This is a genomic window from Litorerythrobacter xanthomarinus, from assembly GCF_046254955.1.
Classification (GTDB): Bacteria; Pseudomonadota; Alphaproteobacteria; order Sphingomonadales; family Sphingomonadaceae; genus Qipengyuania_C.
This window is the reverse complement of record NZ_JBJXRG010000003.1, coordinates 52,337-75,564: the sequence shown is the minus strand read 5'-3', so window position 1 is coordinate 75,564 and position 23,228 is coordinate 52,337. Positions and strand designations below refer to the sequence as shown.

Below are 23,228 nucleotides of genomic sequence, written 5' to 3'. Positions count from 1 at the left end.
CATCGTCTAGGTAGGATTTGTGGTTAAGCCTTCCGATCCTCTCCCTGATCTCCCGCCAGAGGGGCCGCGCAGGCGGTTGCTGGAGCTCACCCAGCAGCGCGGCGCGAGCCTTTCGGGCCTGTCACAACTAATTGATAGAAATACAACCTATCTCCAGCAGTTCGTGCGCAAGGGCAGTCCGCGCAAGCTGGAGGAGCAGGACCGCAAGATCCTCGCCGAATTCCTCGGAGTGAACGAATCGGAACTGGGTGCGCCAGAGGAAAAATCCTACACTTCCGCGAAATCAGGTCCCGACTGGGTCGAGATCCGCCGTTTGCCGCTCGGCGCGTCGGCGGGGCCGGGTGCAGTGGTGGGGGCAGAGGCGCCGTTCGACGCGTTTCGCTTCTCGCGCCGCTGGTTGGCCGAGCAGGGATTGGCGAATGCGCGGCTATTCGCGATCACGGTCGAGGGTGATTCGATGGAGCCGCTGCTGCGCGACGGCGACGAGATCCTGGTCGATTGCGCCCAACGCAGCTTCCGCGACGGTATCCATGTCGTGCGGCTTGGCGATAGCCTGATGGTCAAGCGCCTGGCCTCAGCAGGACCGGGGCGCGTGACGCTGCTCAGTCAGAACCTCGCCTATCCGCCGGTCGAAGTGGCGCTGGAGGACATCGCGATTATCGGCCGCGTGGTGTGGAAAGGCGGGAGGGTTTAGCGGCTGAAATTGGGGTGGAGGGCGAATTCTCAACTTGACCATTCTGCGAGCCTCGAGCCGCCACAACAATCCTCGCAAACATTCCGTCATTGGCGGGAACAGCTAATACAGTTATCGCCGCATTGCGGATTGGGGGGAATGTAATGCCAGAAGCTGTGTCACAGAGAGAACGCGTCCGCTCGAGGTTCTTCTTTTGGATGTCCCTCACAATGCTGGTTTGCACGGTTATTGGCTTTGGCTCTGCTCTTGCGATGGGCAACTACAACGATGTTGAGGTACCGTTACCTAGCCACCTTGTGGTCCACGGGATTGTCCTGCTCGCCTGGTTCTCATGGCTTGTGTTGCAGACCAGCTTGGTCAGAGCTGAGAACACAGCGATGCATCGCAAGACGGGAGTCGCAGGAGTTTTTATCGGCCTTCTTGTGATTGCAACGACACCACAAGTCTTCCTCAAAAACCCTGAACGCGTTCTGGCCCGAGGACTCGACTGGACCAGCGATATGAGCGAGTTTCCAGCTCTTGGAATGAGCGGCATAACGTTCGAGGAATTCTCGCCAGTAGTGATCTTTAGCGGCATTGCTAACCTTGTGAGTTTTGGCTTGCTGCTCGGCGGAGCTTTATGGTGGCGTTCATCGCCAGCGATTCACAAGCGACTAATGCTTCTCGCGTCGATCGCCATCTTTGCTCCCGCTTTGGCTCGAATTTCTCGACTACCCGGGCTTGGAGGTGAAGGTGGTGTCTTCACGCCTATCGCGTTGTTTATATTACTGATTATCCCTTTGGTTTATGACCGAGTTGCTGAGGGCAAGTTCCACAAGGTAAACCTGTTCGGCATCGGCGTAATAATTGTTGTGCAAGCCTCTTTGCTTGCCTTTGCGGGAAGCGACATGGCTAAGGCTTTTGCTCGCAGTTTAGCCTGATCTGCTAAGATATCCGCCGTTTTTGGCTTTCACACAAACGGGAGCGAGCGCCTGCAACCAAGTCACTAGCCGACGGCCGTTGTTCTTGCATTCCCGCCTGCTCAGCGCCACATCGTCGCCCATGACCGAGACACCCGAGACCCGCACGCCTCCGATGAAGGCGGCCATCATTCCCGTCACGCCGTTGCAGCAGAATTGCTCGCTGATCTGGTGCACGAAGACCATGAAGGGCGCGCTGGTCGATCCGGGGGGCGATCTCGAAAAGCTCAAGGCAGGCGTGAAGCAGGCTGGCGTGACGCTGGAAAAGCTGCTCGTCACCCACGGCCATCTCGATCATTGCGGGCAGACCGGCATGCTGGCCGAAGAGCTGGGCCTACCGATCGAAGGTCCGCATCCCGACGACATCTTCTGGATCGAAAAGCTTGATGGTGACGGTGCGCGCTATGGCATGGAGGCCAAGTCATTCGAGCCCACTCGCTGGCTTGACGATGGCGACACCGTGACGGTGGGCGAGCTGACGCTCGATGTGATCCATTGCCCCGGCCACACGCCGGGTCATGTGATTTTTTTCCACGGGCCCAGCAAGTTCGCGATCGTGGGAGACGTGCTGTTCCAGGGATCGATCGGGCGGACCGATTTTCCCAAGGGCAATCACCAGGATCTGATCGATTCGATCACCAAGAAGCTGTGGCCGCTGGGCGAGGACATCACCTTCATCCCCGGCCACGGCCCGGTCAGCACTTTCGGCCAGGAACGCAAGACCAATGCTTTCGTGAGCGATTATGCGTTGAGTTGACGGTGTCGCTCCGGATCTGGTGAGACCAAATCCAATAAATCAAACCACACCAAACCAGATTAGTGCGGCGTAGATCGCCAGGCCGAGCATCGTCAGCATCGTGATGAGCACACCGATCATGCGCGGCTTGGTCGGCCCCTCTCCGTCCATCCCGATCGCGTGCAGCACACGTCCTAGAAAATAGACAGCTGCCACGATAGAAAGCCAAAGCCCCGTTCTGCCTGCCAGTTCGATCACGAGGATCAGAAGCAGGACAAGGGGTGTATTCTCCACGTAGTTAAGGTGCGCGCGCATACGACGCGTCAACGGCCCGCCGCCATCATCGCCATGAATCGTCTTGGTCTTGCCCCGCATTTGGCCAACACGGATCGACAACCACAGAGCAATCAATGTCGCAATTACCACCGAAGACAAGGTGACAGGTATTTCCATCATGTAGCTATTCCCCTCAGAGCGGCCCGGATGGGTGCTAACCCGCAGTCACAGCTCTTGCAAGCGTGGCAAAACCCGTTATAGGGCGCGCCTTCACCGCGAAAGCCGGGCAATCGGGCGCGCACTTGTGCGATGCCGGTGCTTGGCCTAGAGCGGCCCCGAGACAATACGTCAAACGTTTGAATTGTTAGGAACAGGTGCTGCAATGGCTGTACCCAAGAGAAAAGTATCGCCGCATCGTCGTGGCAACCGCCGGTCGCACGATTCGCTCAAGCCGGAAGCATTCCACGAATGCAACAACTGCGGTGAGCTGAAGCGTCCGCATAACTTGTGCCCGCATTGCGGGTTCTACAACGGTCGCGAAGTCGTAGCCGTCGGTCTCTGATCGAAATTAGCCGGAGATTGCTATGAGTCTGCCGCGTATCGCTATTGATGCGATGGGCGGTGATGAAGGCGTGCGTACCATGGTCGATGGTGCGTCGCTTGCTCGGCGCCGGCACGACCAGTTCAAGTTTCTTCTGGTAGGTGATGAACCGCGGATCAAGGCCGCGCTCGAACCGCATCCGGGTATGTCGGGCGCGTCAGAGATCCTCCACTGCGAGGATGTCGTAGCGGGTGACGAAAAGCCGACGCAGGCACTGCGTCGGGCCAAAACCACATCGATGGGCCTTGCGGTCAACGCCGTGAAAGTGGGCGACGCTGGCGCTGCTGTCAGCGCGGGCAATACCGGTGCGCTCATGGCAATGAGCAAGCTGGCGCTGCGCACCATGCCGGGTATCGATCGCCCCGCGCTCGCGGCGCTGATGCCGAGCTTGGGCGAAGATGATGTCATTATGCTTGATCTCGGCGCCAACACCGAATGCGATGCGCGAAATCTTGTGCAGTTCGCGATCATGGGCGCGGCTTATTCGCGGATTGTGACTGGCCGCGAAGCGCCCAGTGTCCGGCTGCTCAATATCGGCACCGAAGAACTCAAGGGAACTGACCAGCTTCAGGAAGCTGCCGCCGAATTGCGCGAGGCGAGCGGGCTGTCGCTGCAATTCGATGGATTCATCGAGGCAGACAAGATCAATCGCGGCCAATGCGATGTGGTTGTGACCGATGGGTTCTCCGGCAATATCGCACTCAAGGCGATCGAGGGTACGGCGCGCTTCGTAACCGACTTGCTGCGCAATGCTTTCACCAGCTCGATCCGTTCCAAGGTTGGCTTCCTGGTATCGCGTCCGGCAACCGAATTGCTCAAGCACCACCTCGATCCGAACAATCACAATGGTGCGGTTTTCCTGGGCCTTAATGGTGTGGTCGTAAAGAGCCATGGCAGCGCCACCGCGCAGGGCGTGGCCAATGCTGTTGCCGTTACCGCTCGGCTGCTCGAGAACAACATAACCGAACGCATCACAGCCGATCTATCCGAGCTGGAAGATACCCGCTGGAATGGAAGCGGCGGCGAATGATCCGCTCGGTATTCCTGGGTTCGGGATCGGCATTGCCGAAGCGTGTCGTGACCAACGCCGCGCTGGCCGATGAAATCGACACCAGCGACGAATGGATCATCGAGCGGACCGGTATCCGTCAGCGTTACATCGCGGGTGACGACGAAACCACTTCAAGCCTTGCAGTCAATGCCTCGCGCAAGGCGCTGGCAGCGGCCGGAATCGGTGCTGGGTCAATCGATCTGATCATCCTGGCGACTGCGACGCCCGACCAGACTTTCCCCGCGAGCGCCACTATCGTCCAGCACGAACTGGGCTGCAACGGCGGCATCGCTTTCGACGTGGCAGCCGTGTGCTCTGGCTTCCTTTACGCACTGGCGACTGCGGATTCGATGCTGCGCACCGGGATGGCCAAGCGCGCTCTGGTGATCGGCTCGGAAACTTTCAGCCGCATTCTCGACTGGGAAGATCGCGGAACTTGCGTGCTGTTCGGAGACGGTGCGGGGGCGGTAGTACTCGAAGCGCAGGACGTGGCCGAAGATGGACCGGGCATCCTGGCCTCGCGCCTTCATGCCGATGGCGCGCACAACCAGCTGCTGTTCGTCGATGGTGGCCCTTCCACCACCGGTACAGTGGGCAAACTCCGTATGAAGGGCCGCGAGGTGTTTCGCCACGCCGTGGTCAACCTTGCCGAGGTGCTCGGCGAAGTGCTGGAAGATGCGGACATTTCCGCAGACGAGGTCGACTGGATCGTGCCGCACCAGGCGAACAAGCGGATCCTCGATGCGACTGCGCGCAAGCTCGGGATATCCGAAGACAGGGTCATCGTCACCGTGGACCAGCATGCCAATACGTCTGCGGCTTCGGTTCCTCTCGCCTTCGATGTCGCAATCAAGGACGGGCGAATCAAGCCGGGCGATCTGGTGATGTTCGAGGCTATGGGCGGCGGCTTTACGTGGGGAGCGTGCCTCGCGCGAATGTAGCGCTGCGGGAAAACTCCTTAACAAATGTTGCTCTGCAAAGAATTATCCTATATAGGACAACCACTTCGCTAGGGTCGCACCATTGAGGGAGAGGGCGACAATGATGCGCTCCGTTGGAACACTTACCCGGGCCGATCTGGCCGAGGCTATCAATCGCAAGATGGGATTATCGCGGGCGGAATCGCTCGATGCCATCGAGGCGATCCTGGCGCATATGTGCGAAGCCATGAAGAATGGCGAGAATGTCAAGATTTCGGGATTCGGCAGCTTTGTCCTGCGGGACAAGAAAGAGCGCATTGGCCGCAATCCCAAGACCGGGGTGGAAGTGCCGATCACGCCGCGCCGTGTGATGACATTTCGGGCAAGTCAGTTGCTCAAGGAAAAAATCGCCAACGGGTAATGGAAGGCTGAAGAAATGAGTGCCTTGTTCGACGATGGTAAGGATGAAACAGCTCTCCGGACCATCGGAGAGGTGAGCAAGGCGCTCGGCATCCGCACCCATGTGCTGCGATACTGGGAGCAGCAGTTTCCGTCATTGAACCCGCTCAAGCGCAGCGGCGGTCGGCGCTATTACCGCGCAGACGATATTGCGCTGGTCGAGAAGATCGACCGACTGGTGAACCGTGAAGGCTACACGCTCAAGGGTGCGAAGGCTGCGCTGCGCTCGGACGCGCCTGCGGAAGAGCCGGTGGAGACGACTGGAATTTCGATAGACCCGTCGATCATTGCGGAGCTGAAGGCCTTGCGCAGCCGCATGGCCGCCGTGCTCGACGCTTAGGTCCTATTCCGCCGCTTCGAGCAGTTCTTCTGCCTGTCCCAGGTCCACGCTGACCAAGCGGCTGATACCCTTTTCGATCATCGTTACTCCGAAAAGGCGGTGCATCCGGCTCATCGTCACCGCGTTGTGGGTGACGATCAGGTAACGCGTATTGGTTTCGCGGACCATCGCATCGAGCAGGTCGCAAAAGCGATCGATATTGGCGTCATCGAGCGGCGCGTCGACTTCGTCGAGCACACAGATCGGCGCCGGATTGGTCAGGAATAATGCGAAAATCAGCGCGATGGCAGTAAGCGCCTGCTCTCCCCCCGATAGCAGGGTGAGCGACTGGAGACGCTTGCCGGGCGGCTGCGCATAGATCTCCAATCCCGCTTCAAGCGGATCGTCCGAATCGATTAATGCAAGATGCGCCTGGCCGCCTTCAAAGAGGCGGGTGAAGAGCTGCTGGAAGTGTCCATCAACTTGTTCGAATGCTTCGCGCAGACGTTCGCGCCCCTCGCGATTGAGGTTGCCGATCGATCCGCGCAGACGATTGACTGCTTCGACCAGTTCAGCCTGCTCCGCCGAGCTTGCGCCATGCTCTTCCTCGATCCGCGCCAGCTCTTCAGCGGCGACAAGATTGACCGGGCCGATCCGCTCACGCGCGGTGCTAAGTCGCTCCATTTCTTCCGACTCGATGCCCGCATTCTTGACGTCTTCGGGATCGAATTCGAAATTGGTCGCCAGCATAGGCGGCGGGCACTGGAAGCGTTCGCCCGAAATTCGCGCCATCTCGCTGCGGCGGTTTTCTTCGTTTTCTGCCCGCGCCGCGAGACCGCCACGCGATTCCCGCGCGGTTGCGAGCGCCTCGTTGGCCGCGGCGAAGGCATCATCGGCGGCCTGGGCTTCTTCCTGCGCCCTGGCAACTACAGCTTCCGCGGCAGCCAGCTCTTCGCCCAATCGCGCACGTGCGGCATCGCCTTGCTCGATTTCCCTGATCAAGCCTTCGGGCTTCGCTGCCACGACCGCTCGCTCTTCTTCGATGTGCTCGAGCCGCTGCGCCATATCAGATAGACGTGAAGCCGCTTCGCCCGAACGTGCCTCCCAGCTAGCCTTTTCGGAACGCTGAGCAGCACTGCGCTCGCGTAGCACCGCGAGGCCCTGATCATGGGAAGCCAGGTGGGCTAGGGCTGACTGCACTGCGGATTTCGCCGCTTCGTTTTTGGCCTGCTCGGCTTCGACTTTTGCGCGCCCGCTTTCGGGATCGGGCAATTCGGCGCGCCTTGCTTTGGCTGTCTCGAGATCCTTTTGCGCGGCATCGCGCTGCTGGATCACCTCTTCTTCGGTGCGCGCCAGTTCCGATAGTCGGCCGGTGATCCGCTCGCGCGCCGATTCGGCCTGGTCGAGCGCGCGGAGCGCCTGCCGTTCCTCGTCGGAAGCAGCGGCAATCTCACGGTCGGCTGCGATCAATTCCCGCTGCACGGTCGAGAGGTCGGCTTGGGCGTTATCGTGCTTGCCCTGTGCCGACGAGGCAGCTTCGCGCAGCGCGGGAAGCTGGGCATCAAGATCGGCAAATCGGTTCTCGGCTTCAAGGCGGGCTGCTTCAGCACTGCCTTCGCCGCGCGCGACGAAGCCGTCCCAGCGGCGTAGTGCGCCATCGCGCGTGACGAGCCATTCGCCCGGATTGAGCTGCCGCCCGTCGTCACTTTCGACAACGTGGACCAGCGCAAGGCGCGCCTTCAATTCATCGGGGCAGGTGCTGACGTGGTCGGCAAGGCTATCGGCAACTCTTGTAGGGGCATCGCGCCCGGTCCAATAGCGCCCTTCCGCTCCGCTTGCGGGTGACCCCAGCAGAGCCTTGCCGTCGCGGCCCAGAACTGCGGCAAGCGCGCGTTCATAGCCTTTCTCGGCGCCGAGCTTGTCGAGCGCGCGGGGCAGCTTGCCTGCTGATTGCTTTTCGCGCGCTGCCTTGTCGCGGGCCAGCGCTGCATGTTCGTGTTCGATCCCGGCGAGTTCCGCTCTCGCGGAAGCCAGCTCGCTGGCGGATTCGTCGCGTTCAGACTGCAATTGTTGCTTGCGCTGCTGGAGCGCATCAAGCGAGCCGCGCTTCTCTGCTAAAAGCTTGCCCGCAGCATCCGCTGCTTCTTGGGCTTGCCCGACCGCCTGCTCCGGATCGCCGGTTTCGCCGAGCGCTTCGCGCTGGCTCGAGATGCGCGCCAACTCCCCATCGATACGAGCCAGCCGCGTCTGCGACTGCGCAAGCTCGCTCTCGGCAACGCGCCATTCGGCCTCGACACCGGCGTGATCGGCAGTCGCCTTGGCCAGCCCCAATTCCGCTGCACGTCCGGCGCGCTCGGCCTCCTCGACAGCCTTCTGGAGGGCAGGGCGCTTGGCCTCATCCTCTTCGAGTGCGGCAACGCCGGCTGCCATGGCCTTGTCGAGATCCGCCAGGCGTTTCGCGGCTTCCTGCGTGAGCCGGTCGGCTTCACCGCAGTCGGCCAGCAAGCGTTCCTTCTGCCGGTCGAGATCGGCAACCCGCTCTTCTGACGCTTCGAGCTGGCTGGTGAGTGCTGCCATGCGGTGACCATGCGCGCTGGCATCATCACGCCGGTCGGCCATCTCATCGCGAGCCGCGGCCAGCTTTTCGGCCAGTTCGCGCTGGATCTTCTGCGCCTCGGCAGCAGCTTTCTTGGATTCTTCAACGCGCGTGTCAGCCGCTACAGCTTCTTCGCGCGCTTTCTCCGCCGCTTCGGCCGCATCCCGCCAGCGAGCAAACAGCAGACGCGCTTCGGCAATGCGAATTTGCTCGGAAAGCTTGGTATAGCGCTCGGCCTGCCTGGCTTGCCGTTTGAGCGATGCCATCTGGCTATCAAGGCCAGCCATGAGGTCTTCGAGCCGTTCAAGGTTCTTTTCGGTCGAGCGCAGTTTGCTCTCTGCATCGCGGCGGCGAACGTGCAGGCCGGCGATACCGGCTGCCTCTTCCAGCATCTGGCGGCGCTCGGTCGGTTTGGCCGAGATGACCTGCGCGATCTTTCCCTGGCTCACCAGCGCAGGGCTATGTGCACCGGTGGCGGCATCGGCAAAGGTCAGCGCGACATCTTTCGCGCGGACATCGCGTCCGTTCACACGGTAGGCGCTGCCCGCGCCGCGTTCGATCCGGCGGGTAACTTCAAGCTCTTCCCCGGCATCGTCCTGTGCCTGCAAAACGACTTCGGCGAAGTCGCGTGCCGGACGCTGCGAGGTGCCGGCGAAGATAACATCGTCCATCCCGCCCGAGCGCATCGATTTGGGCGAATTCTCGCCCATGACCCAGCGGATCGCTTCGAGCAGGTTCGATTTTCCGCAACCATTGGGGCCGACAACACCGGTTAGTCCCGGCTCCACGCGCAATTCGGCAGGCTCGACAAAGCTCTTGAAACCGCTGAGCTTGAGCCGCTTGATCTGCATGTTTCGATCAGCCCTCCTGTCGCTACCTTAGCGCGCGCCGGCCCGCTGTAGGATCGGTTCGAGCGAGGCCCAGTTGTGGGTGCCGACGTTCACGCCGTTGACGATGAAAGTCGGCGTGCCGGTGACGTTCAGCTCATCGGACTGGGTGCGCGAATTCTCGGCGATCTGTTCGACCGAAGCGAAATCGGCGAGGCAGGACTGCGCCTGGTCGACGCTGACACCGCGGGCGGCGAAGAAATCGTAGAAACCGGCCGCCTGAGCCGCGGCGACGAAGCGCTGGTCTTCGGGCAAGCTCATCGCCTGATCAAGCGCTTGCGGGTTGTTCTGCGCGCCTTGCATCAGCGGCTGCAGGTTTAGCCACACCTGGTCGGACAGGGGGTGGAAGCTCTCGGGAGCGCCGCAGCGGACCATTCGCGACAGGATTAGATCCAACCCGTTGTGAATCTGGTTGCGCAATTCGAAACTCACGCGCCCCGAATTGATGTACTCCGTCTTGAGCGATTCGAGACCGGTCATCGCGAAGTTCGCACAGGCGCCGCAGGTCAGCGAGCCATATTCGATCAGCTTGATAGGAGCGTCTGGATTGCCGAGCATGTAACCGTCCGCATCGGTGCGGACGACCTGGTCTACCCATTGTGTGCCTTCGGGCGCTTCGACCGGAGCGACGACTTCACCCTCGGCGATTTCACCGGATGCGGCATCGGTTGCATCCCCGCAGGCGGCAAGGCCCAGAGCGAGCGGAGCGGCGAGGGTGGCGAGTGCGATCTTGCGGTAACGGATCATGCTTTCAGGCATTCCTTTGTTATGTGAGAAAAGGCTAGACCAACGCCCTGCGTGACAGAAGGCGCGCGGCAGGTTTTTGAACAGAATTACTACGGATTGGTAGGTTCGCTCAGCGCGGTATCAAGATGTGGTTGCAGCATGGCCCAGGCGTGTACGCCGTCAAGCACGCTGCCATTCAATGCAAAGCTGGGCGTACCCTGGACACCGATGGCTACCGCCGCCTGTGTCTGGTCCGCCAACATCTGGACTGCCGCTTCGTCAGCGAGGCACTTATCGACTTCGGTACGCTTGTATCCCAGCGTTTCCATCAGCTCGTAAAAATCGAGGTCGCTTGCGATCGCGCGCATCCGCTCAGGAAGCGGCCCGGTGCCCCAACGCTGGACCTGGGACTGGCTGGCCTTTTGCGCCTTGCCCAGCCATTCGGGCTGGTTGTGCATGAATTTGTGATGGTTGGCGGGGAAGCGCCATGGTTCGCCGCAGCGAGTCAGCAGCGAAGCGGCGGCATCAACCGGATTGCGGAGGAAGGATTGGTATTCCACCCGCAGCTTGCCGCTCGGGATATAGGCCAGCTTGAGGGCGGGATCGCCATCGGCGGCGAAGTGTGCGCAATGCGAACAGGTGTAGCTGACATATTCGGTGAGGGTGAGTTCGGCATCCGGATTGCCCACGAAATGCGCGCCGCCATCCTCGACGACCGTCCCGCTACCCTGACCCGAGCTTTCCTGTGCCGTGAGCGGTGCGGTAACTGATAGCGCAATGGCAGCTGCGAAACCGCCCAATACGCTGCGCGAAATTCTCGTCATTCTTCGTCCTTCCCACACAGACTTCTGGCGAGCGATTCGAGCACTGTACGCAGCTCCGGATCGCCGATGTCCCGCAGGCTGTCGCCCAATTCCATCGGAATGGGCTTGAGCGATGGCGCCGCGGTGGCGCGCTTCTCAGCATAAGGGGGCTTAACCTGACCTTGCCGCATCTTGATCCGCGCAACAGCCTTGTAGCCGAAGAAGCGGTTCACCCGCTCCAAAATCTCGGGAATGATGTGCTGGATCAGAGGTGCGTGCGCGGGCAGAACCACCAGTTGCATGATGCCTTCGGCCTTCTCGCCCGGAGGGAAACGGATCGATTCGGGCACGCAGACCTTGGCGTGCGTCTCGCCGACGATCTCGGGCCAGCGAGTTACGACCGAACTTTGGACAAAGCCGAAGCGCCGGAATGCCGTACGCCCGATCTGCGGCATCAGGTCGGCGATCGGCTTGGCCACACCGCCGCGCGGGCGCCGGTATTGCTTGCCTGATTTTTTGCGGCCTGCCGCTTTGCTGCCTGAGGCAGGCGGTTTCTGATCGTCCCGTTCCATTGCGAGTGCGGCCATGCCATATGCGCGCCATGACTGCCAGCACCGAGACCATCGCATCCACGTTGCTGCGCTGGTACGATTCCCACGCCCGCGACCTGCCCTGGCGCAATCCGCCCGGTGCGCCATTACCCGGAGATCCGGACTGGCCCTACCGCGTCTGGCTTTCCGAAGTGATGCTGCAGCAAACGACGGTCGCGGCGGTCAAACCCTACTACGAGAAGTTCCTCAAGCGCTGGCCCAGTGTTGGAGATCTGGCTGCGGCTGAAGAGGCCGATGTAATGGCTGAATGGGCCGGGCTTGGGTACTACTCGCGCGCTCGAAATCTTCATGCTTGCGCCCGCCAAGTGATTGAATTGGGAGGATTTCCCAGCGAAGAAGCGGAGCTCAGGAAGCTGCCGGGAGTGGGCCGATATATCGCTGCCGCGGTAGCCTCGATCGCGTTTGGGAAACACGCCGTTGTGGTCGATGCCAATGTCGAACGGATCGTTAGTCGCTTGTTTTCCATAGAGATTCCGTTGCCGAAGGGGCGCGAACAGATCACCATTAGATCAGCCGAGATCACCCCCAGACGACGCGCGGGTGACTTCGCACAGGCACAGATGGACCTCGGATCCACCCTTTGTGCGACGCGCAATCCCAAGTGCCTGCTGTGCCCGCTGTCAGGGCACTGCCAGGCTCGCCAATCAGGCGAGCCGGAACGCTATCCGATGAAAGCACCGAAGAAAGCCAAACCGCTGCGCAAAGGTACGGCGTGGTGGATTGAGCGCCATGGTAGCGCGGGCAAGGAAGTGTGGCTGGAGACGCGGCCTGGCAAGGGGATGCTGGGCGGGATGCGCGCGCTTCCCGATGACGGTTGGAGTGCGAGCGGCGACGGAGGTGGCGAGGCGCCCATAACAGGCGAGACCGAAAATCTCGGCCTTGTGCGGCACACATTCACCCACGTCTCACTAGAGCTATCCGTTGTGCGTATCGTGGCGGCTAGCGAGCCGTCAGGAGAGGGCCAGTGGTGGCCGCTCTGCGAGATCGAACAGGCCGGCTTGCCGACGCTTTTCGCGAAAGCCGCGCGGTTGGCGCTTGCGGGGAGCTAGATAATTCCGCCGCCGATCGAGAGGCGGATCGCCGCAATCACCAGCACGATCAGGCAGAAATTCCGCCCGCCGTTCTTCGACGAGATCTGCCCGACGATCGCGCCCAGCACGATGAAAGGCAGGGCGATCCAGTTCGCCCATCCCAGCAGCGGGATTGTGGCGGGAATGACGATGACCAGCGAGATGAGGCCAAGGATATAGGCGATGATATTCAGCATGTGTCTTATATGAGTAGGACAGCTTGGAAATGCAAGACCCCGATCGATAGTTGCGGGCTAGGCAATTGACCGTTCATATCAATTTGCCCAGTAGAGCACGAACCCATTTCGTTTCAGGACCGACATTTATGGCATTTCGCGAATTCGACCAATTCTCCGACACCGGCTTTTCCCTCTCGCGGCGCGCGCTCTTCCGCGGCTCTGCAGCGGTGGCCGCCAGCGCCGCAATCGCCGGCGGACCATTCGCAAGCCTCGCTTATGCGCAACCTGCCCGCTGGACCAATGTTCAAGGCCTGATCGATCAATATGTCGGCGCCGGCAGACTGGCCAATATGGTGGCGGCATTGGGGTGGGGGCAGCGTGATCCGCTGCTGCTCGCACGGGGGCCACAGACCATTGGCCAGGATGCGGATGCGGGTTTCGACTCTCTCTACCGGATCTATTCGATGACCAAGCCGGTCACCGGCATGGCGGCTATGATGTTGATAGATGACGGCAAGCTCGGTCTCGACCAACCAATTGCCGAGATCCTGCCCAAGTTTGCAAAGATGCAGGTGCAGAAAACCTACGACGGCTCAATTACAGATCTGGAGCCGGCCCAGCGCCCGATCACGATCCGCCAGTTGCTCACCCACACTGCCGGGCTGGGCTACGGCATCATCCAGAAGGGTCCGATCAAGGACGCTTATGACGCGAACGGCATAGTTCCCGGTCAAGTGACAAAGCTACCGCTCGGCGCCATATTCGGCCGCGGAAAACCCGCGAAAGACCTCGCAACATTCGCCGATAACCTCGCTCGGATGCCGCTGGTCTACCAGCCAGGCACGAAATGGAGCTATTCGGTTTCGCTCGATTTGCTTGGCCGTATCATCGAGGTCGCATCGGGCCAGCCGTTCGACGCCTTCCTTTCGGAGAATATCTTCAAGCCGGCCGGGATGGATAGCACGTGGTTCACGGTTCCGGGCAGCGAGGTCGACCGGCTGACAACCAACTACGGCGTGATGGGCGGAGCGCTGGTGCCGCTCGATCCTGCCCGCCGCTCGGTCTACCTCGATAGACCGCCTTTCCCGACCGGGGGTGCAGGGCTTGTGTCCAGCCCGCGCGACTATGACCGGTTCCTGCGTATGTTGCTTGGCTACGGCGTGATTGACGGCAAACGCGTGATGGGGGAGCTGGCCGTCCGGGTCGGGACGTCGAACCTGCTTCCCGAAGGCGTTTCGACCGACGGGACGTTTGCCCACGGATCCGGATTTGGCGCAGGTGGACGCGTGGGACTGGGCGAGCAAGCAGGAACATTCGGGTGGGGCGGCGCAGCCGGAACTGTCGCATTTGTCGATATGAAGCGCGGCCTCAGGGCGTCGCTTTACACGCAATATATGCCGTCCGACGCGCTTCCGATACACCGGGCATTCCCTGAAGCTGTGGCCGCGGACATGATGGCAATGGCGGGATCGTGAGCTCCGTCCCAGCGATCGCATTCACCGGTTCACCGCTCGATCGGGCCGACCAGATCCGGGTCGATCCCGACCAGCTCGCGGGATTGATGAATTTTCGCGCGCGGCTGCTCATCATGGAGGGGCTGGAGCCGGTGTTCGACGATCTGGGCGAGCTGCAATGGGGCACGCTCGCGGATTGCGATCCTGAGGCAGAACTGTGCTTCCTCGGGCTCGACCCCGACGGCAAGGCGTGCTTCGCCGCTGTGCCCGACGTGGGCGCGACGGGCCCTGCCTACGCCAATCCGCAGATCTGGCAGGCGATGCAGTTACTCTCGCCCGACCAGCTGGCGCTGTATGGCGGCGCGCGCAGCCTGGTTGACTGGCACGCGCGGCACCGCTTCTGCGCGCGCTGCGGCGCCGATACAAAGCCGACCAAGGGCGGCTGGCAGCGCGACTGCCCTACCTGCAATGCGCAGCATTTTCCGCGCACCGATCCGGTCACGATCATGCTGGTCGAGCATGACGACAAGCTCCTGCTTGGCCGCCAGCCACGCTTTCCCAAGCGCGTGTTTTCGGCCCTGGCGGGCTTTGTCGAGCCGGGCGAAAGCATCGAGGAAGCGGTTGCACGCGAGGTGTGGGAGGAAGCCGGCGTGCGCGTGCGCGATGTCACCTATCTGGCCAGCCAGCCGTGGCCGTTCCCCAGCCAGCTGATGATCGGCTGTCATTCCTATGCCGATGATCCCGAGCTGACGCTCGATGAAACCGAGATCGAGGAAGCCCGCTGGTTTTCGCGCGAAGAGCTTGAGATCGCCCGCGCCGCCGGAGACGCCGGCACGGAAGAGATCATTTTTCCGCGCAGTTTTGCTATAGCGCATCATCTCGTAACCTGGTGGCTCGACAAATGACCGAAACTTCCCCGCGCAAGCTCACCATCGACATCTGGTCCGATGTCATGTGCCCGTGGTGCCTTGTTGGGCACGGACAGCTCGCCAAGGGTCTGAAGGAACTGGAAGGCGAAATCGAAGCGGAAATTCGCTGGCGCCCGTTCGAGCTCAATCCCGACATGCCCGCTGAGGGGGAGGAGCAGGGCGCGCATCTGCGCAAGAAATACCGCCGCACCGAAGAAGAGGGCAAGGCGATGCGCGACCGGATGCGCCAGATTGCCGAGAGTGCAGGCGTAAGCCTCGATTACAAAGGCGAGGACCCCTCGCAGCCCGCGATGATGCGCAACACTTTCCTGGCGCACAAGCTGCTGGCGCATGTGCTCGATAGCTATGGCGGGGACAAACAGACCGAATTGAAGCTCGCTTTATTTGAGGCCCATTTCAACCAACGCCGCGATGTGGGTGACCGCGAGGTCCTACTCGGTATTGCTGAAGATCACGGAGTGCTGCGCGGCGCGGCCGAACGCGCGCTCGATGACGAAGACCTTGGCCAGCGCGTGCGGGCCGAAGAGCAGGCGGCTTACGAAATGAATATCACCGGGGTTCCGGCAATGGTGATCGAAGGCAAGTTCCTGATTCCTGGCGCTCAGGAACCCGCAACTTACGTCAATGCGCTGCGCCGCGTGGCCGAGAGGTTTCCGGCTTGAGTGAATTCCGGCCTCGCAGCGCGGTCATTACCGGCGGGGCGAGCGGGATCGGGCTGGCGGTTGCGCGCAAGCTGGCCGACGGCGGCACGCGCGTCATGCTGGCGGATTTGCCGGGGGACCGGCTCGATGAAGCAGCTGCATCGATCAAGGGAGCACTGGCACTGCCATGCGATGTCTCCAACCTGTCGCAGGTCCAGGAACTGGCCGATGCGGCTTTCGACCAGCTCGGCAGCGTCGAGCTACTGTTCAACAATGCCGGGATCGGCGGCCCGCACGGCAAGATGTGGGAAGTTTCGCCCGATGAAGCTCGAGCGCACTTTGAAGTCAATTTTTACGGCGTGTGGAACGGTTGCCATGCGTTCATCCCGCGCATGATCGAGCAGGACCGCCCGAGCGCGATCTACAATACCGGGAGCGAGAACAGCTGGTTTTGCGCGGTCCCGCGCACTGCGGCCTATATCGCCGCAAAGCATGCGGTCTTGGGTATGACCGAGAGCCTGCGCGAGGATTTGCCCGATCATGTCCATGCGGGATTGGTTATCCCCGGCTGGGTCCACACCGCAATCGGCGAAGACCGCTTCATGAAATACGGGATGCACGCCGACGAGTTCGCCGGGATCATCGTGCCGCAGATGCTCGCGCGCGAACGCTTTGTCGTCGCGCATGCCTACAATGCAGTGCGTGTGCATGAACGGATCGCTGCGCTGGACGAGGCATTCGAGAAATATGCGCCGCGCTATGAGGGCGATGACGAATACGATGTGAAAAGCGTGTTCGCGAAGCTGCGGGCCGCAAGGGACTGATTTTCGCTCCTGCTGGCGACCCAATTGTTAACCGGGTTATATCCCAAGCAGCTCCTTTGGCAGAATTCTTACTTGCGCTTGTGGTGCAAAAATCCCGCAATTCTGCCTTTTTTCGGTAAGTGTAACTCCGCCGTTAACCGTTTCTATACGCTATGTGCAGACATTCCCTTAAGCCGGGTCGGGCAAAGGCGGTTGGGTCAATAGGAAGAGACCCAAGCCATGGTGTGGATCGAGAAGTCAAAGTGTGTGTACCGCGAACTGGTAGCCGACGAGTGCGGTGCGACTGCGATTGAGTATGGCCTGATCGCTACGTTGATCGCCATCGCAGCGATCCAGGCGATGCAGGTCTTGGGAGGTGAACTGTCGATGACGTTTGAGACTATCAGCTCGACCTTGAGTTCGGATGCCGGTGGGGGCGGCGCAGACGAAGGCCCAGTCGCCGCAGCCAGGGCAACCGCCTAGCGGTGCGCTAATGGCAGCCTCCTTGCATGAATGAGCGCTCTCCCATCGAGCCCGCTATCGGGAACAGCCCACCCTTCCGGACCGCGTTCGGGAGGGTGAGTGCTTTCTTGGGCAAGTGGCTGCGTCCGTTTGTGATCGGGATTGCTATTTGCCTTGCGCTGCTTGTCATCCAACCATCTTCTACCACCGATCGGAGGATTTCTGACGCGCTCCTGGTGGGGCAGGATCTGCCTGCGGATCCCGAGTTCCTATTGATCGAGATCACCGGGGCAGATCTCAACAAATACGGCCGCCCGATCCTGTCGCATGCCAACATGACAAGGCTGCTGAACGTTATCGAGGCGGGAGAACCCAAACGGGTGCTGTTCGATTTCAGGCCGGGGGAAACGATCGAAGTGCCGGCCGAGATCGAGCGGGCCGAGGCGATGGAACGTTTTGCGAAGGGCCAGCTGGGTATCGTGGTGTGGCCTGGTGCAGAAAACCGCGCGCATGAGCGCTTCCTTGCGACAGGTACAGTACTTGACGGGCGACTGACACCCGATGTCGACGGCTGGCACCGGAAAGTTGGTCGCAGCAACAAGGATCGCGGCGCAAACCCGGCGATTTGGCTCTCGGGAGGAACAACCGACCCCGCCACGGTGCCGATCGATCTGCGCATTGGCCATCAAGCGTTTGAGCGCGCATCGGCTGATGACGTGTTTGAGGGGCGAGTCGAGCTCGCGGGGCGCATGGTGATCGTCTCTGCCAGCCCGGATGTTGCGCCAACCCAGGCTTACTTGCCTCAATCCGGCACGGCGAGCAGGGCAACAGTGTTGGCAGCGGCGGCGCAATCTGTCGCCCAGGGCTATCCTGAAAGGCGCCAGATCGGCGCGCGGATCAACCTGGTCCTGACTGCCTTGGCGGCTCTTCTTGGGATCGTTTGCGCGATGATTGCCTCATCGGGCCGCTACCTGCTGGTCCTTGTCATAACAGCGGTCCTCGCGCTTGCAGCTGCGCACATGACGTTGGTCTCAATGATGGGGGTGCCCGTTACGCTGGTCACTGCAATCAGTTGCTTCCTGATCATGGTCAACGCGGCGCTGGCGCATCGCATTCGGATCGTTCCACTGATGCAGAACTTCATGCGCGGTGATCTCAGTCCCGAAGAAGCATGGGCCTGGCGCGCGCAGGAAGAAAGCGAACAGCCGGCCATACTTATCGGTGCGAACAATCTGCTCAAGCGGGCCAATCGCCGGGGATTGGAATTGCGTGAGCAGTTCGGCGAACAGCTAGCCAGCAAGTGCGCTTTGCAAGCAGGAAAGCGCCCGGATGAGATCATTTTCAGCACGCCGGAGGAAGACCGGGTATTCGAGATCGACTGGCCCTATCCACACGTTGCTATTGCGGTCCTGCGCGATGTGACGGCGTTCCGCCAACAACACGAAACATTGCTCGGCCAGTTGCATGAGGATGATTTGACGGGGTGCTCAAACCGCCGCGGCCTCGAGAGAGCGCTGGTCCATGCGGCCAGGGATCAACAGAATTTCGAACTTTTCTTCATCGATCTCAACGGCTTCAAGCAGATCAACGATACGCACGGCCACGATGCAGGTGACGAATTGCTGGTCGAGATTGCACAGCGTTTGCGGCGGATGGTGCGCAGCACCGACCTGGTTGCGCGATTGGGAGGTGATGAGTTTGCTGTCCTTTTCAGGGGATCGCGCGATCAATTTGTGCCGGAGCGTGAAGTGATGCGGCTGGTAGATCAGATCAGCGCGCCTATTCGGATCAGCTCGAGCGGCATTGCGGTATCGGTTGGCGCATCCATCGGTCATGCGTCGTCTGACCCGCTTGAGGATGATGTTGGCGAAATCCTGCGCCGCGCGGATCAGGCGATGTATCGCCACAAGGCCAAGTTGAAGACTCAAGCAGCGTAGGTAGCGATGGCTTGTCCGCCAGCCTTGGCGCGCGCACTTGAGCAGAGGCTGCTGGCGGCCCTCCAACCAGTTCGCCGGATCGTCCCAGTTGATCGAGCCAAATGGGACCGAAGGCTAAAGACGTTTCACGACCACTCCGGTGCGGCCCGATGGCCAGTCAGGGATCGATGGGGCCGCCGTTTTCCAACCAACTCGCATAGTCAGGCGGCAGCTTGCTCATCGCTTCATCGTAAAGCGCCAGGTCTTCCTCATCCAGGACTCCGATCCATCGCCCATTCGTGCCCTTGTGGATGAAGCTCTCTGCGCCGCCTTTGAAGGCAAAGGTGATATTCTCACCGACGACTTTGGAGGGGTCTTTCTTTACCTCCGCAAAGGTGCAGCGTTTGACGACATCGGCCCAAAGCTCCGACGGAACGTCGATTTCGAGGTAATCTGCGATAGCGCGCATCTGTCCGTCGAGGTCGGCCAAGAGATCATTGAAGTGGACCAGCTTGATGTTGGGTTGGTCGCGATGATCCCAGAAGGTTTGCGCGTAGCTGAGATGTGACCAGTAGGGATAGCCGCCGATTTCCCAATCGAACCAGGTACGCGTGATCCAGTCGCGCCAGATCTGCTTCACATCGCCGCCATAACGCGGAAACTCGTCGCCGACCCGCCCTGGAAGTCCGTTGGCAGCGGTGTAGAATTCTTCCGTGTGGCTGCTCCAGTGATTGAGCAGGGACATGAAGACATCGCGTGGATCGCGGCTGACGCAGAGGTATTTGGCCTGCGGGCAAAAAGGCAATCCATCCAGCGGCGTGTGCGTCTTGATGTAGCGCCGATGCTGCTGCGCTTCGAGCTGGCCCAAAACCATCTCGAGCGGAATGGGGCGAAAGTCGAGCCAGGGAGAAATGAATGATGCGGGGCCGGGAAGGTCACCATCCGGGAAAAGAAGATTGCCCACGATGGTCTGCATCAGCGTCGTCCCGGCCTTATAGGACGTAGCGATCACGATATCGTCGTCACGCGGTTCAAACCAGTTCCAGCGCGTCGAATCCAGGTGGTGATTCTGGTAAACGCGTGAGCGTGTCGGCAGCTGTGCCATCAAACTCTCCCCCATTAAGTGCGCGGTGCCCGTTGATGAACTTCTAGAACAGTGGACCATGCTTCTCAAAGCAGAGAGTTTGATCTCGGGACGCCAGAAACCTGAACCTAAATCAGTCCCAGTTTCTGTAGCTTACCGGCGAGCCTGCCGGGCATCACGTCGCCGATTTCCTCACCATCTGCGAGATCGCGCGGGGCGTCCTCATCCTTGAGATAGCGCCAGCCTTGGTGCGCGCGCTTTGGTATAGGGTGAACTCGGATCAGGCGCGGCTCGAGATCGATATGCCAGCGCCCGTCTTTCGCTTGCGGAAACCCGAGGATCGGCGAGCGCGCAACCAGTGCATGGTTGAGGACCCAGTAGAGCGATCCGCCGAGCATCTCCTCGTGCCGCTTCGGCAGGTAGCGCGTCGTCATAAGAAAGCGCTCGCGGTCGACGAACCAGCTCGCCAGATCGTCCCAGCTCTTTGCGCCAAATGCGATCTTGGTCATATGCAGCGGCATGGGTATGATCTGGGGCACGGGAGCATATAATCAAGCCTGCAGTGGCCGGGCAAATGGCGGGGGATGAGAGATGCAACGCAATCGGATTTTCGGAATGGGGCTGGCGGCCATGCTTTTGGCCGGCGCAGCATGCACCAAGGCGCCCGATGCCGAGGAAGACACGGCGCCCGTTCCGGCGCCCGACTCCACTTTCGGAATGGCGGGGACAATCACGCCGGAGAAGGTGGCCAAAGCCGCCGGCCTGGTCACCGAGGGCAAGGTCTATGCGTTAGGGGTGATTACCGGGCCCGATTCGGTTGCTTATCCTGGACGCAGTTTTTCGATCATCGCTTATGATGGCGGCCCGGCCCAGGGAGCCAACAAGGTCACCGCGCATGATGACCGGCTTGAAACGCATGTCGGGATCGGCAGCCAGATTGACGGCTTCGGCCATATCGGTCGCGACGGGGTGCATTTCGGCGGGCGTAAACGGGAAGATTTCTTCGCGGCGGACGGCCTCAAGGAGCTGGGCACAGAGCATATCCCGCCGATCGCCACACGCGGCGTACTGCTCGACATGGCCAAGCATTTCGGTGTCGAACGGCTCGAGCCGATGCAGGGGTTTGGGCGCGAGGATATCCAGGCCGCAGCTGAAGCGCAGGGCGTGACGATCGGCCACGGTGACGTGGTCCTGTTCCACACCGGCTGGCTGACGATGGAGCAGGAGAACGGCGAAGCTTATATTGCGCAGCAACCGGGCATCAGTATCGACGGCGCGGAGTATCTGGCCGAGCTGGGCGTGGTCGCCATCGGTGCCGACAGTGCGGCGCTGGAGACCATGGCATTCGAAGGCGGCAATGTCTTCCCGGTCCACCAGTTCCTGCTGGTTGATGCCGGGATCTACGTGCTTGAGACCATGAATACCGCTGAACTGGCCGCCGACGGCGCGCATGAGTTCTTCTTCGTGCTGGGGCAGCCGCGTTTTGCAGGATCAGTTCAGGCAGTGATCAATCCGATTGCAATTCGGTAAAAGCTCAGACGATACCGCTGGCCACCGCCAGACCGAGGAAAGCGAAGAAGCCCATGGAATCGGTGATCATCGTCACGAATACCGAACTGGCCACAGCCGGATCCTGACCCAGCCGCTCGAATGTGACGGGCACAAGCACGCCCGCCATACCTGAGACGATGATGTTGATCACCATCGCTGCCGCGATCACCACGCCGAGTTCGGGTGTGAAGATCGCGGCCGTTGCCAACCCGATCAGCACTGCAATGGTGACGCCGTTGAGCAGCGCGACGCGCAATTCGCGCCCGACGATACGCCAGGTGTTGGCTCTGGTTAGCTGGTTCATCGCGATAGCGCGCACGGCGACGGCCATTGTCTGCGTACCCGCATTGCCGCCAATGCTTGCCACGATCGGCATAAGTACGGCGAGCGCGACGAGCTTCTCGATCGCCGCACCGAACATGGCGATGATCGCGCTACCGACTACAGCAGTGCCCAGATTGGCGATCAGCCAGCGCACCCGGCTACCATAGGCTTCGCGGATCGGCTCGTTGATGTCGCCTTCACCGGCGCCGGAAAGCAGCAGCACGTCTTCACCCGCTTCTTCGGCGATTATGTGGACCACGTCATCGACGGTCATCTGGCCGACCAATCGCCCGCTCTCATCGATGACCGCGGCCGAGATCAGGCCGTATTTCTGGAACATCAGGCCCAGCTCTTCCTGATCCATCGTGACCGGGATCAGCGTCTGGTCGCGCTTCATCACGTCGGTCAGCTTGATATTGCGCGGGGTGCGCAGGATCCACGAGAGGAGGCAAGTGCCGACCGGGTGATGCTTGTGATCGACCACGAAGATTTCCCAGAAGTCGTTCGCCAGGTCGCCTTCATCGCGCAGCATATCGATCAGCGCGCCCACGGTGAGATGCTCCGGAACCGCAACGAAATTGCGGTTCATCAAGCGGCCGGCGGTTTCCTCGGGATAAGAGAGCGCGCTTTCAATCGCGGCGCGATCTTCGGGCTCAACTTCGGCGAGGATGGCCTGCTGGTCGTCTTCGTCGAGGTCTTCGAGCAATTGGACCGCATCGTCCATCTCGAGTTCTTCGACGATCGCCGCCACCGCATCGGCAGGCAGCGCTTCCATCATGTCTTCGCGCACGTGATCGTTGAGCTCGGCGATCACATCGGCGCTCATCAATTCGGCGGCGGCCGCTGCCAGTTGATCGCGTTCGTCGCGCTCAAACAGTTCGACAAGGTCGGCAATATCAGCCGGGTGCAGCGGCTCAATCAGGTCATGGACGGCCTCGTTTTCCTCGGCATCCAGCGCATTGCGGATCTTGCGAACGAATTCCGGCTTGAGCCGGTTCTCCTCGTCGTGGCGCTCGTCGTCGATGCGGTCATCGGGGCGGCCATCATGGTGCGCCGCGTCCTCCGCCAGAGGCGGATCGGCTACCAGCAAATCCTCGTCCCGTTCGCTCGCCATGACGCCGCTCTAGGCGGGCGAGTCGGAAATGCAAGCAATCTAGCGGGGTGACATCGCGTGATC

General features: G+C 60.9%; 25 protein-coding genes. 16 read left to right on the top strand and 9 right to left on the bottom strand.

What is annotated here, in order from left to right:
* The first annotated feature begins 19 nt into the window (after window positions 1-19).
* From ACEWMW_RS13865 to ACEWMW_RS13855, 3 genes are all read left to right on the top strand, one after another.
* Window positions 20-694: a S24 family peptidase gene (locus ACEWMW_RS13865; protein WP_409414545.1), complete on the top strand. Its 675-nt coding sequence runs from the start codon at window positions 20-22 to the stop codon at window positions 692-694.
* 143 nt (window positions 695-837) lie between these two features.
* Window positions 838-1,614, top strand: a complete 777-nt coding sequence (locus ACEWMW_RS13860) for a hypothetical protein (protein ID WP_409414544.1) — start codon at window positions 838-840, stop codon at window positions 1,612-1,614.
* 121 nt (window positions 1,615-1,735) lie between these two features.
* Window positions 1,736-2,410, top strand: a complete 675-nt coding sequence (locus tag ACEWMW_RS13855; protein ID WP_409414543.1) for an MBL fold metallo-hydrolase — start codon at window positions 1,736-1,738, stop codon at window positions 2,408-2,410.
* Between the two features lie 39 nt (window positions 2,411-2,449).
* Here ACEWMW_RS13855 and ACEWMW_RS13850 read toward each other — a convergent pair whose 3' ends face one another.
* Entirely contained in the window at window positions 2,450-2,845 is a 396-nt protein-coding gene (locus ACEWMW_RS13850; protein WP_409414542.1) for an MAPEG family protein, read from the bottom strand.
* 202 nt (window positions 2,846-3,047) lie between these two features.
* Here ACEWMW_RS13850 and rpmF point away from each other — a divergent pair, with 202 nt between their 5' ends.
* From rpmF to ACEWMW_RS13825, 5 genes are all read left to right on the top strand, one after another.
* Window positions 3,048-3,227: a 50S ribosomal protein L32 gene (gene rpmF, locus ACEWMW_RS13845; RefSeq protein WP_409414541.1), complete on the top strand. Its 180-nt coding sequence runs from the start codon at window positions 3,048-3,050 to the stop codon at window positions 3,225-3,227.
* Between the two features lie 22 nt (window positions 3,228-3,249).
* A complete protein-coding gene (gene plsX, locus ACEWMW_RS13840; protein ID WP_409414540.1) occupies window positions 3,250-4,296 on the top strand; it encodes a phosphate acyltransferase PlsX in 1,047 nt (348 codons plus the stop codon).
* Window positions 4,293-5,258 carry a beta-ketoacyl-ACP synthase III gene (locus ACEWMW_RS13835; protein WP_409414539.1) on the top strand — a complete coding sequence of 322 codons (966 nt, stop codon included), beginning with the start codon at window positions 4,293-4,295 and terminating at the stop codon, window positions 5,256-5,258. The genes plsX and ACEWMW_RS13835 overlap by 4 nt, the downstream gene beginning before the upstream one ends.
* 100 nt (window positions 5,259-5,358) lie before the next feature.
* On the top strand, window positions 5,359-5,658 hold the full coding sequence (locus ACEWMW_RS13830) for an integration host factor subunit alpha (RefSeq protein ID WP_409414538.1): 300 nt from the start codon (window positions 5,359-5,361) through the stop codon (window positions 5,656-5,658).
* Between the two features lie 15 nt (window positions 5,659-5,673).
* A complete protein-coding gene (locus ACEWMW_RS13825; protein WP_409414537.1) occupies window positions 5,674-6,036 on the top strand; it encodes a MerR family transcriptional regulator in 363 nt (120 codons plus the stop codon).
* 3 nt (window positions 6,037-6,039) lie between these two features.
* Here ACEWMW_RS13825 and smc read toward each other — a convergent pair whose 3' ends face one another.
* From smc to ACEWMW_RS13805, 4 genes are all read right to left on the bottom strand, one after another.
* Window positions 6,040-9,462, bottom strand: a complete 3,423-nt coding sequence (smc, locus tag ACEWMW_RS13820) for a chromosome segregation protein SMC (protein ID WP_409414536.1) — start codon at window positions 9,460-9,462, stop codon at window positions 6,040-6,042.
* Between the two features lie 27 nt (window positions 9,463-9,489).
* A complete protein-coding gene (locus ACEWMW_RS13815) occupies window positions 9,490-10,245 on the bottom strand; it encodes a thioredoxin domain-containing protein (protein ID WP_409414535.1) in 756 nt (251 codons plus the stop codon).
* 89 nt (window positions 10,246-10,334) lie between these two features.
* Window positions 10,335-11,048, bottom strand: a complete 714-nt coding sequence (locus ACEWMW_RS13810) for a DsbA family protein (RefSeq protein ID WP_409414534.1) — start codon at window positions 11,046-11,048, stop codon at window positions 10,335-10,337.
* Window positions 11,045-11,599 carry a DUF721 domain-containing protein gene (locus tag ACEWMW_RS13805; RefSeq protein ID WP_409414663.1) on the bottom strand — a complete coding sequence of 185 codons (555 nt, stop codon included), beginning with the start codon at window positions 11,597-11,599 and terminating at the stop codon, window positions 11,045-11,047. The genes ACEWMW_RS13810 and ACEWMW_RS13805 overlap by 4 nt, the downstream gene beginning before the upstream one ends.
* A 29-nt stretch (window positions 11,600-11,628) precedes the next feature.
* On the opposite strand from ACEWMW_RS13805, the gene ACEWMW_RS13800 reads away from it, so the two are divergent.
* On the top strand, window positions 11,629-12,687 hold the full coding sequence (locus tag ACEWMW_RS13800; protein WP_409414533.1) for an A/G-specific adenine glycosylase: 1,059 nt from the start codon (window positions 11,629-11,631) through the stop codon (window positions 12,685-12,687).
* Here the strand turns inward: ACEWMW_RS13800 and ACEWMW_RS13795 are convergent.
* Window positions 12,684-12,905, bottom strand: a complete 222-nt coding sequence (locus tag ACEWMW_RS13795; protein WP_409414532.1) for a hypothetical protein — start codon at window positions 12,903-12,905, stop codon at window positions 12,684-12,686. The two genes, ACEWMW_RS13800 and ACEWMW_RS13795, sit on opposite strands and share 4 nt — an antisense overlap.
* Before the next feature lie 128 nt (window positions 12,906-13,033).
* Here ACEWMW_RS13795 and ACEWMW_RS13790 point away from each other — a divergent pair, with 128 nt between their 5' ends.
* The 6 genes from ACEWMW_RS13790 (at window position 13,034) to ACEWMW_RS13765 (ending at window position 19,113) form a co-directional block, all read left to right on the top strand.
* On the top strand, window positions 13,034-14,362 hold the full coding sequence (locus ACEWMW_RS13790; RefSeq protein WP_409414531.1) for a serine hydrolase domain-containing protein: 1,329 nt from the start codon (window positions 13,034-13,036) through the stop codon (window positions 14,360-14,362).
* The gene (gene nudC / locus ACEWMW_RS13785; RefSeq protein ID WP_409414662.1) at window positions 14,356-15,246 is read left to right on the top strand and encodes an NAD(+) diphosphatase; all 891 of its coding nucleotides are present in this window, start codon (window positions 14,356-14,358) and stop codon (window positions 15,244-15,246) included. The genes ACEWMW_RS13790 and nudC overlap by 7 nt, the downstream gene beginning before the upstream one ends.
* The gene (locus ACEWMW_RS13780; protein WP_409414530.1) at window positions 15,243-15,932 is read left to right on the top strand and encodes a DsbA family oxidoreductase; all 690 of its coding nucleotides are present in this window, start codon (window positions 15,243-15,245) and stop codon (window positions 15,930-15,932) included. Before nudC ends, ACEWMW_RS13780 begins: the two co-directional genes overlap by 4 nt.
* The gene (locus ACEWMW_RS13775; protein WP_409414529.1) at window positions 15,929-16,735 is read left to right on the top strand and encodes an SDR family NAD(P)-dependent oxidoreductase; all 807 of its coding nucleotides are present in this window, start codon (window positions 15,929-15,931) and stop codon (window positions 16,733-16,735) included. Before ACEWMW_RS13780 ends, ACEWMW_RS13775 begins: the two co-directional genes overlap by 4 nt.
* A 219-nt stretch (window positions 16,736-16,954) precedes the next feature.
* Window positions 16,955-17,197, top strand: a complete 243-nt coding sequence (locus ACEWMW_RS13770) for a Flp family type IVb pilin (RefSeq protein WP_409414528.1) — start codon at window positions 16,955-16,957, stop codon at window positions 17,195-17,197.
* Between the two features lie 95 nt (window positions 17,198-17,292).
* Window positions 17,293-19,113: a diguanylate cyclase domain-containing protein gene (locus tag ACEWMW_RS13765; protein WP_409414527.1), complete on the top strand. Its 1,821-nt coding sequence runs from the start codon at window positions 17,293-17,295 to the stop codon at window positions 19,111-19,113.
* 157 nt (window positions 19,114-19,270) lie between these two features.
* On the opposite strand, the gene ACEWMW_RS13760 is transcribed toward ACEWMW_RS13765, so the two are convergent.
* Window positions 19,271-20,197, bottom strand: a complete 927-nt coding sequence (locus ACEWMW_RS13760; protein WP_409414526.1) for a sulfotransferase domain-containing protein — start codon at window positions 20,195-20,197, stop codon at window positions 19,271-19,273.
* 107 nt (window positions 20,198-20,304) lie between these two features.
* Complete coding sequence (locus tag ACEWMW_RS13755) at window positions 20,305-20,697, bottom strand: DUF1489 family protein (protein ID WP_409414661.1); 393 nt, start codon at window positions 20,695-20,697, stop codon at window positions 20,305-20,307.
* A gap of 70 nt (window positions 20,698-20,767) precedes the next feature.
* On the opposite strand from ACEWMW_RS13755, the gene ACEWMW_RS13750 reads away from it, so the two are divergent.
* Window positions 20,768-21,706: a cyclase family protein gene (locus tag ACEWMW_RS13750; protein ID WP_409414525.1), complete on the top strand. Its 939-nt coding sequence runs from the start codon at window positions 20,768-20,770 to the stop codon at window positions 21,704-21,706.
* 4 nt (window positions 21,707-21,710) lie between these two features.
* Here ACEWMW_RS13750 and mgtE read toward each other — a convergent pair whose 3' ends face one another.
* Entirely contained in the window at window positions 21,711-23,165 is a 1,455-nt protein-coding gene (gene mgtE / locus ACEWMW_RS13745; protein WP_409414524.1) for a magnesium transporter, read from the bottom strand.
* Between the last annotated feature and the right edge of the window lie 63 nt (window positions 23,166-23,228).

Coding starts and splice junctions, on each gene's coding strand:
- ACEWMW_RS13860 (WP_409414544.1), top strand. CDS start 838: ATGCCAGAAGCTGTGTCACAGAGAGAACGCGTCCGCTCGAGGTTCTTC.
- ACEWMW_RS13855 (WP_409414543.1), top strand. CDS start 1,736: ATGACCGAGACACCCGAGACCCGCACGCCTCCGATGAAGGCGGCCATC.
- ACEWMW_RS13850 (WP_409414542.1), bottom strand. CDS start 2,845: ATGATGGAAATACCTGTCACCTTGTCTTCGGTGGTAATTGCGACATTG.
- rpmF (WP_409414541.1), top strand. CDS start 3,048: ATGGCTGTACCCAAGAGAAAAGTATCGCCGCATCGTCGTGGCAACCGC.
- plsX (WP_409414540.1), top strand. CDS start 3,250: ATGAGTCTGCCGCGTATCGCTATTGATGCGATGGGCGGTGATGAAGGC.
- ACEWMW_RS13835 (WP_409414539.1), top strand. CDS start 4,293: ATGATCCGCTCGGTATTCCTGGGTTCGGGATCGGCATTGCCGAAGCGT.
- ACEWMW_RS13830 (WP_409414538.1), top strand. CDS start 5,359: ATGATGCGCTCCGTTGGAACACTTACCCGGGCCGATCTGGCCGAGGCT.
- ACEWMW_RS13825 (WP_409414537.1), top strand. CDS start 5,674: ATGAGTGCCTTGTTCGACGATGGTAAGGATGAAACAGCTCTCCGGACC.
- smc (WP_409414536.1), bottom strand. CDS start 9,462: ATGCAGATCAAGCGGCTCAAGCTCAGCGGTTTCAAGAGCTTTGTCGAG.
- ACEWMW_RS13815 (WP_409414535.1), bottom strand. CDS start 10,245: ATGATCCGTTACCGCAAGATCGCACTCGCCACCCTCGCCGCTCCGCTC.
- ACEWMW_RS13810 (WP_409414534.1), bottom strand. CDS start 11,048: ATGACGAGAATTTCGCGCAGCGTATTGGGCGGTTTCGCAGCTGCCATT.
- ACEWMW_RS13805 (WP_409414663.1), bottom strand. CDS start 11,599: ATGGAACGGGACGATCAGAAACCGCCTGCCTCAGGCAGCAAAGCGGCA.
- ACEWMW_RS13800 (WP_409414533.1), top strand. CDS start 11,629: ATGACTGCCAGCACCGAGACCATCGCATCCACGTTGCTGCGCTGGTAC.
- ACEWMW_RS13795 (WP_409414532.1), bottom strand. CDS start 12,905: ATGCTGAATATCATCGCCTATATCCTTGGCCTCATCTCGCTGGTCATC.
- ACEWMW_RS13790 (WP_409414531.1), top strand. CDS start 13,034: ATGGCATTTCGCGAATTCGACCAATTCTCCGACACCGGCTTTTCCCTC.
- ACEWMW_RS13780 (WP_409414530.1), top strand. CDS start 15,243: ATGACCGAAACTTCCCCGCGCAAGCTCACCATCGACATCTGGTCCGAT.
- ACEWMW_RS13770 (WP_409414528.1), top strand. CDS start 16,955: ATGGTGTGGATCGAGAAGTCAAAGTGTGTGTACCGCGAACTGGTAGCC.
- ACEWMW_RS13760 (WP_409414526.1), bottom strand. CDS start 20,197: ATGGCACAGCTGCCGACACGCTCACGCGTTTACCAGAATCACCACCTG.
- ACEWMW_RS13755 (WP_409414661.1), bottom strand. CDS start 20,697: ATGCCGCTGCATATGACCAAGATCGCATTTGGCGCAAAGAGCTGGGAC.
- ACEWMW_RS13750 (WP_409414525.1), top strand. CDS start 20,768: ATGCAACGCAATCGGATTTTCGGAATGGGGCTGGCGGCCATGCTTTTG.
- mgtE (WP_409414524.1), bottom strand. CDS start 23,165: ATGGCGAGCGAACGGGACGAGGATTTGCTGGTAGCCGATCCGCCTCTG.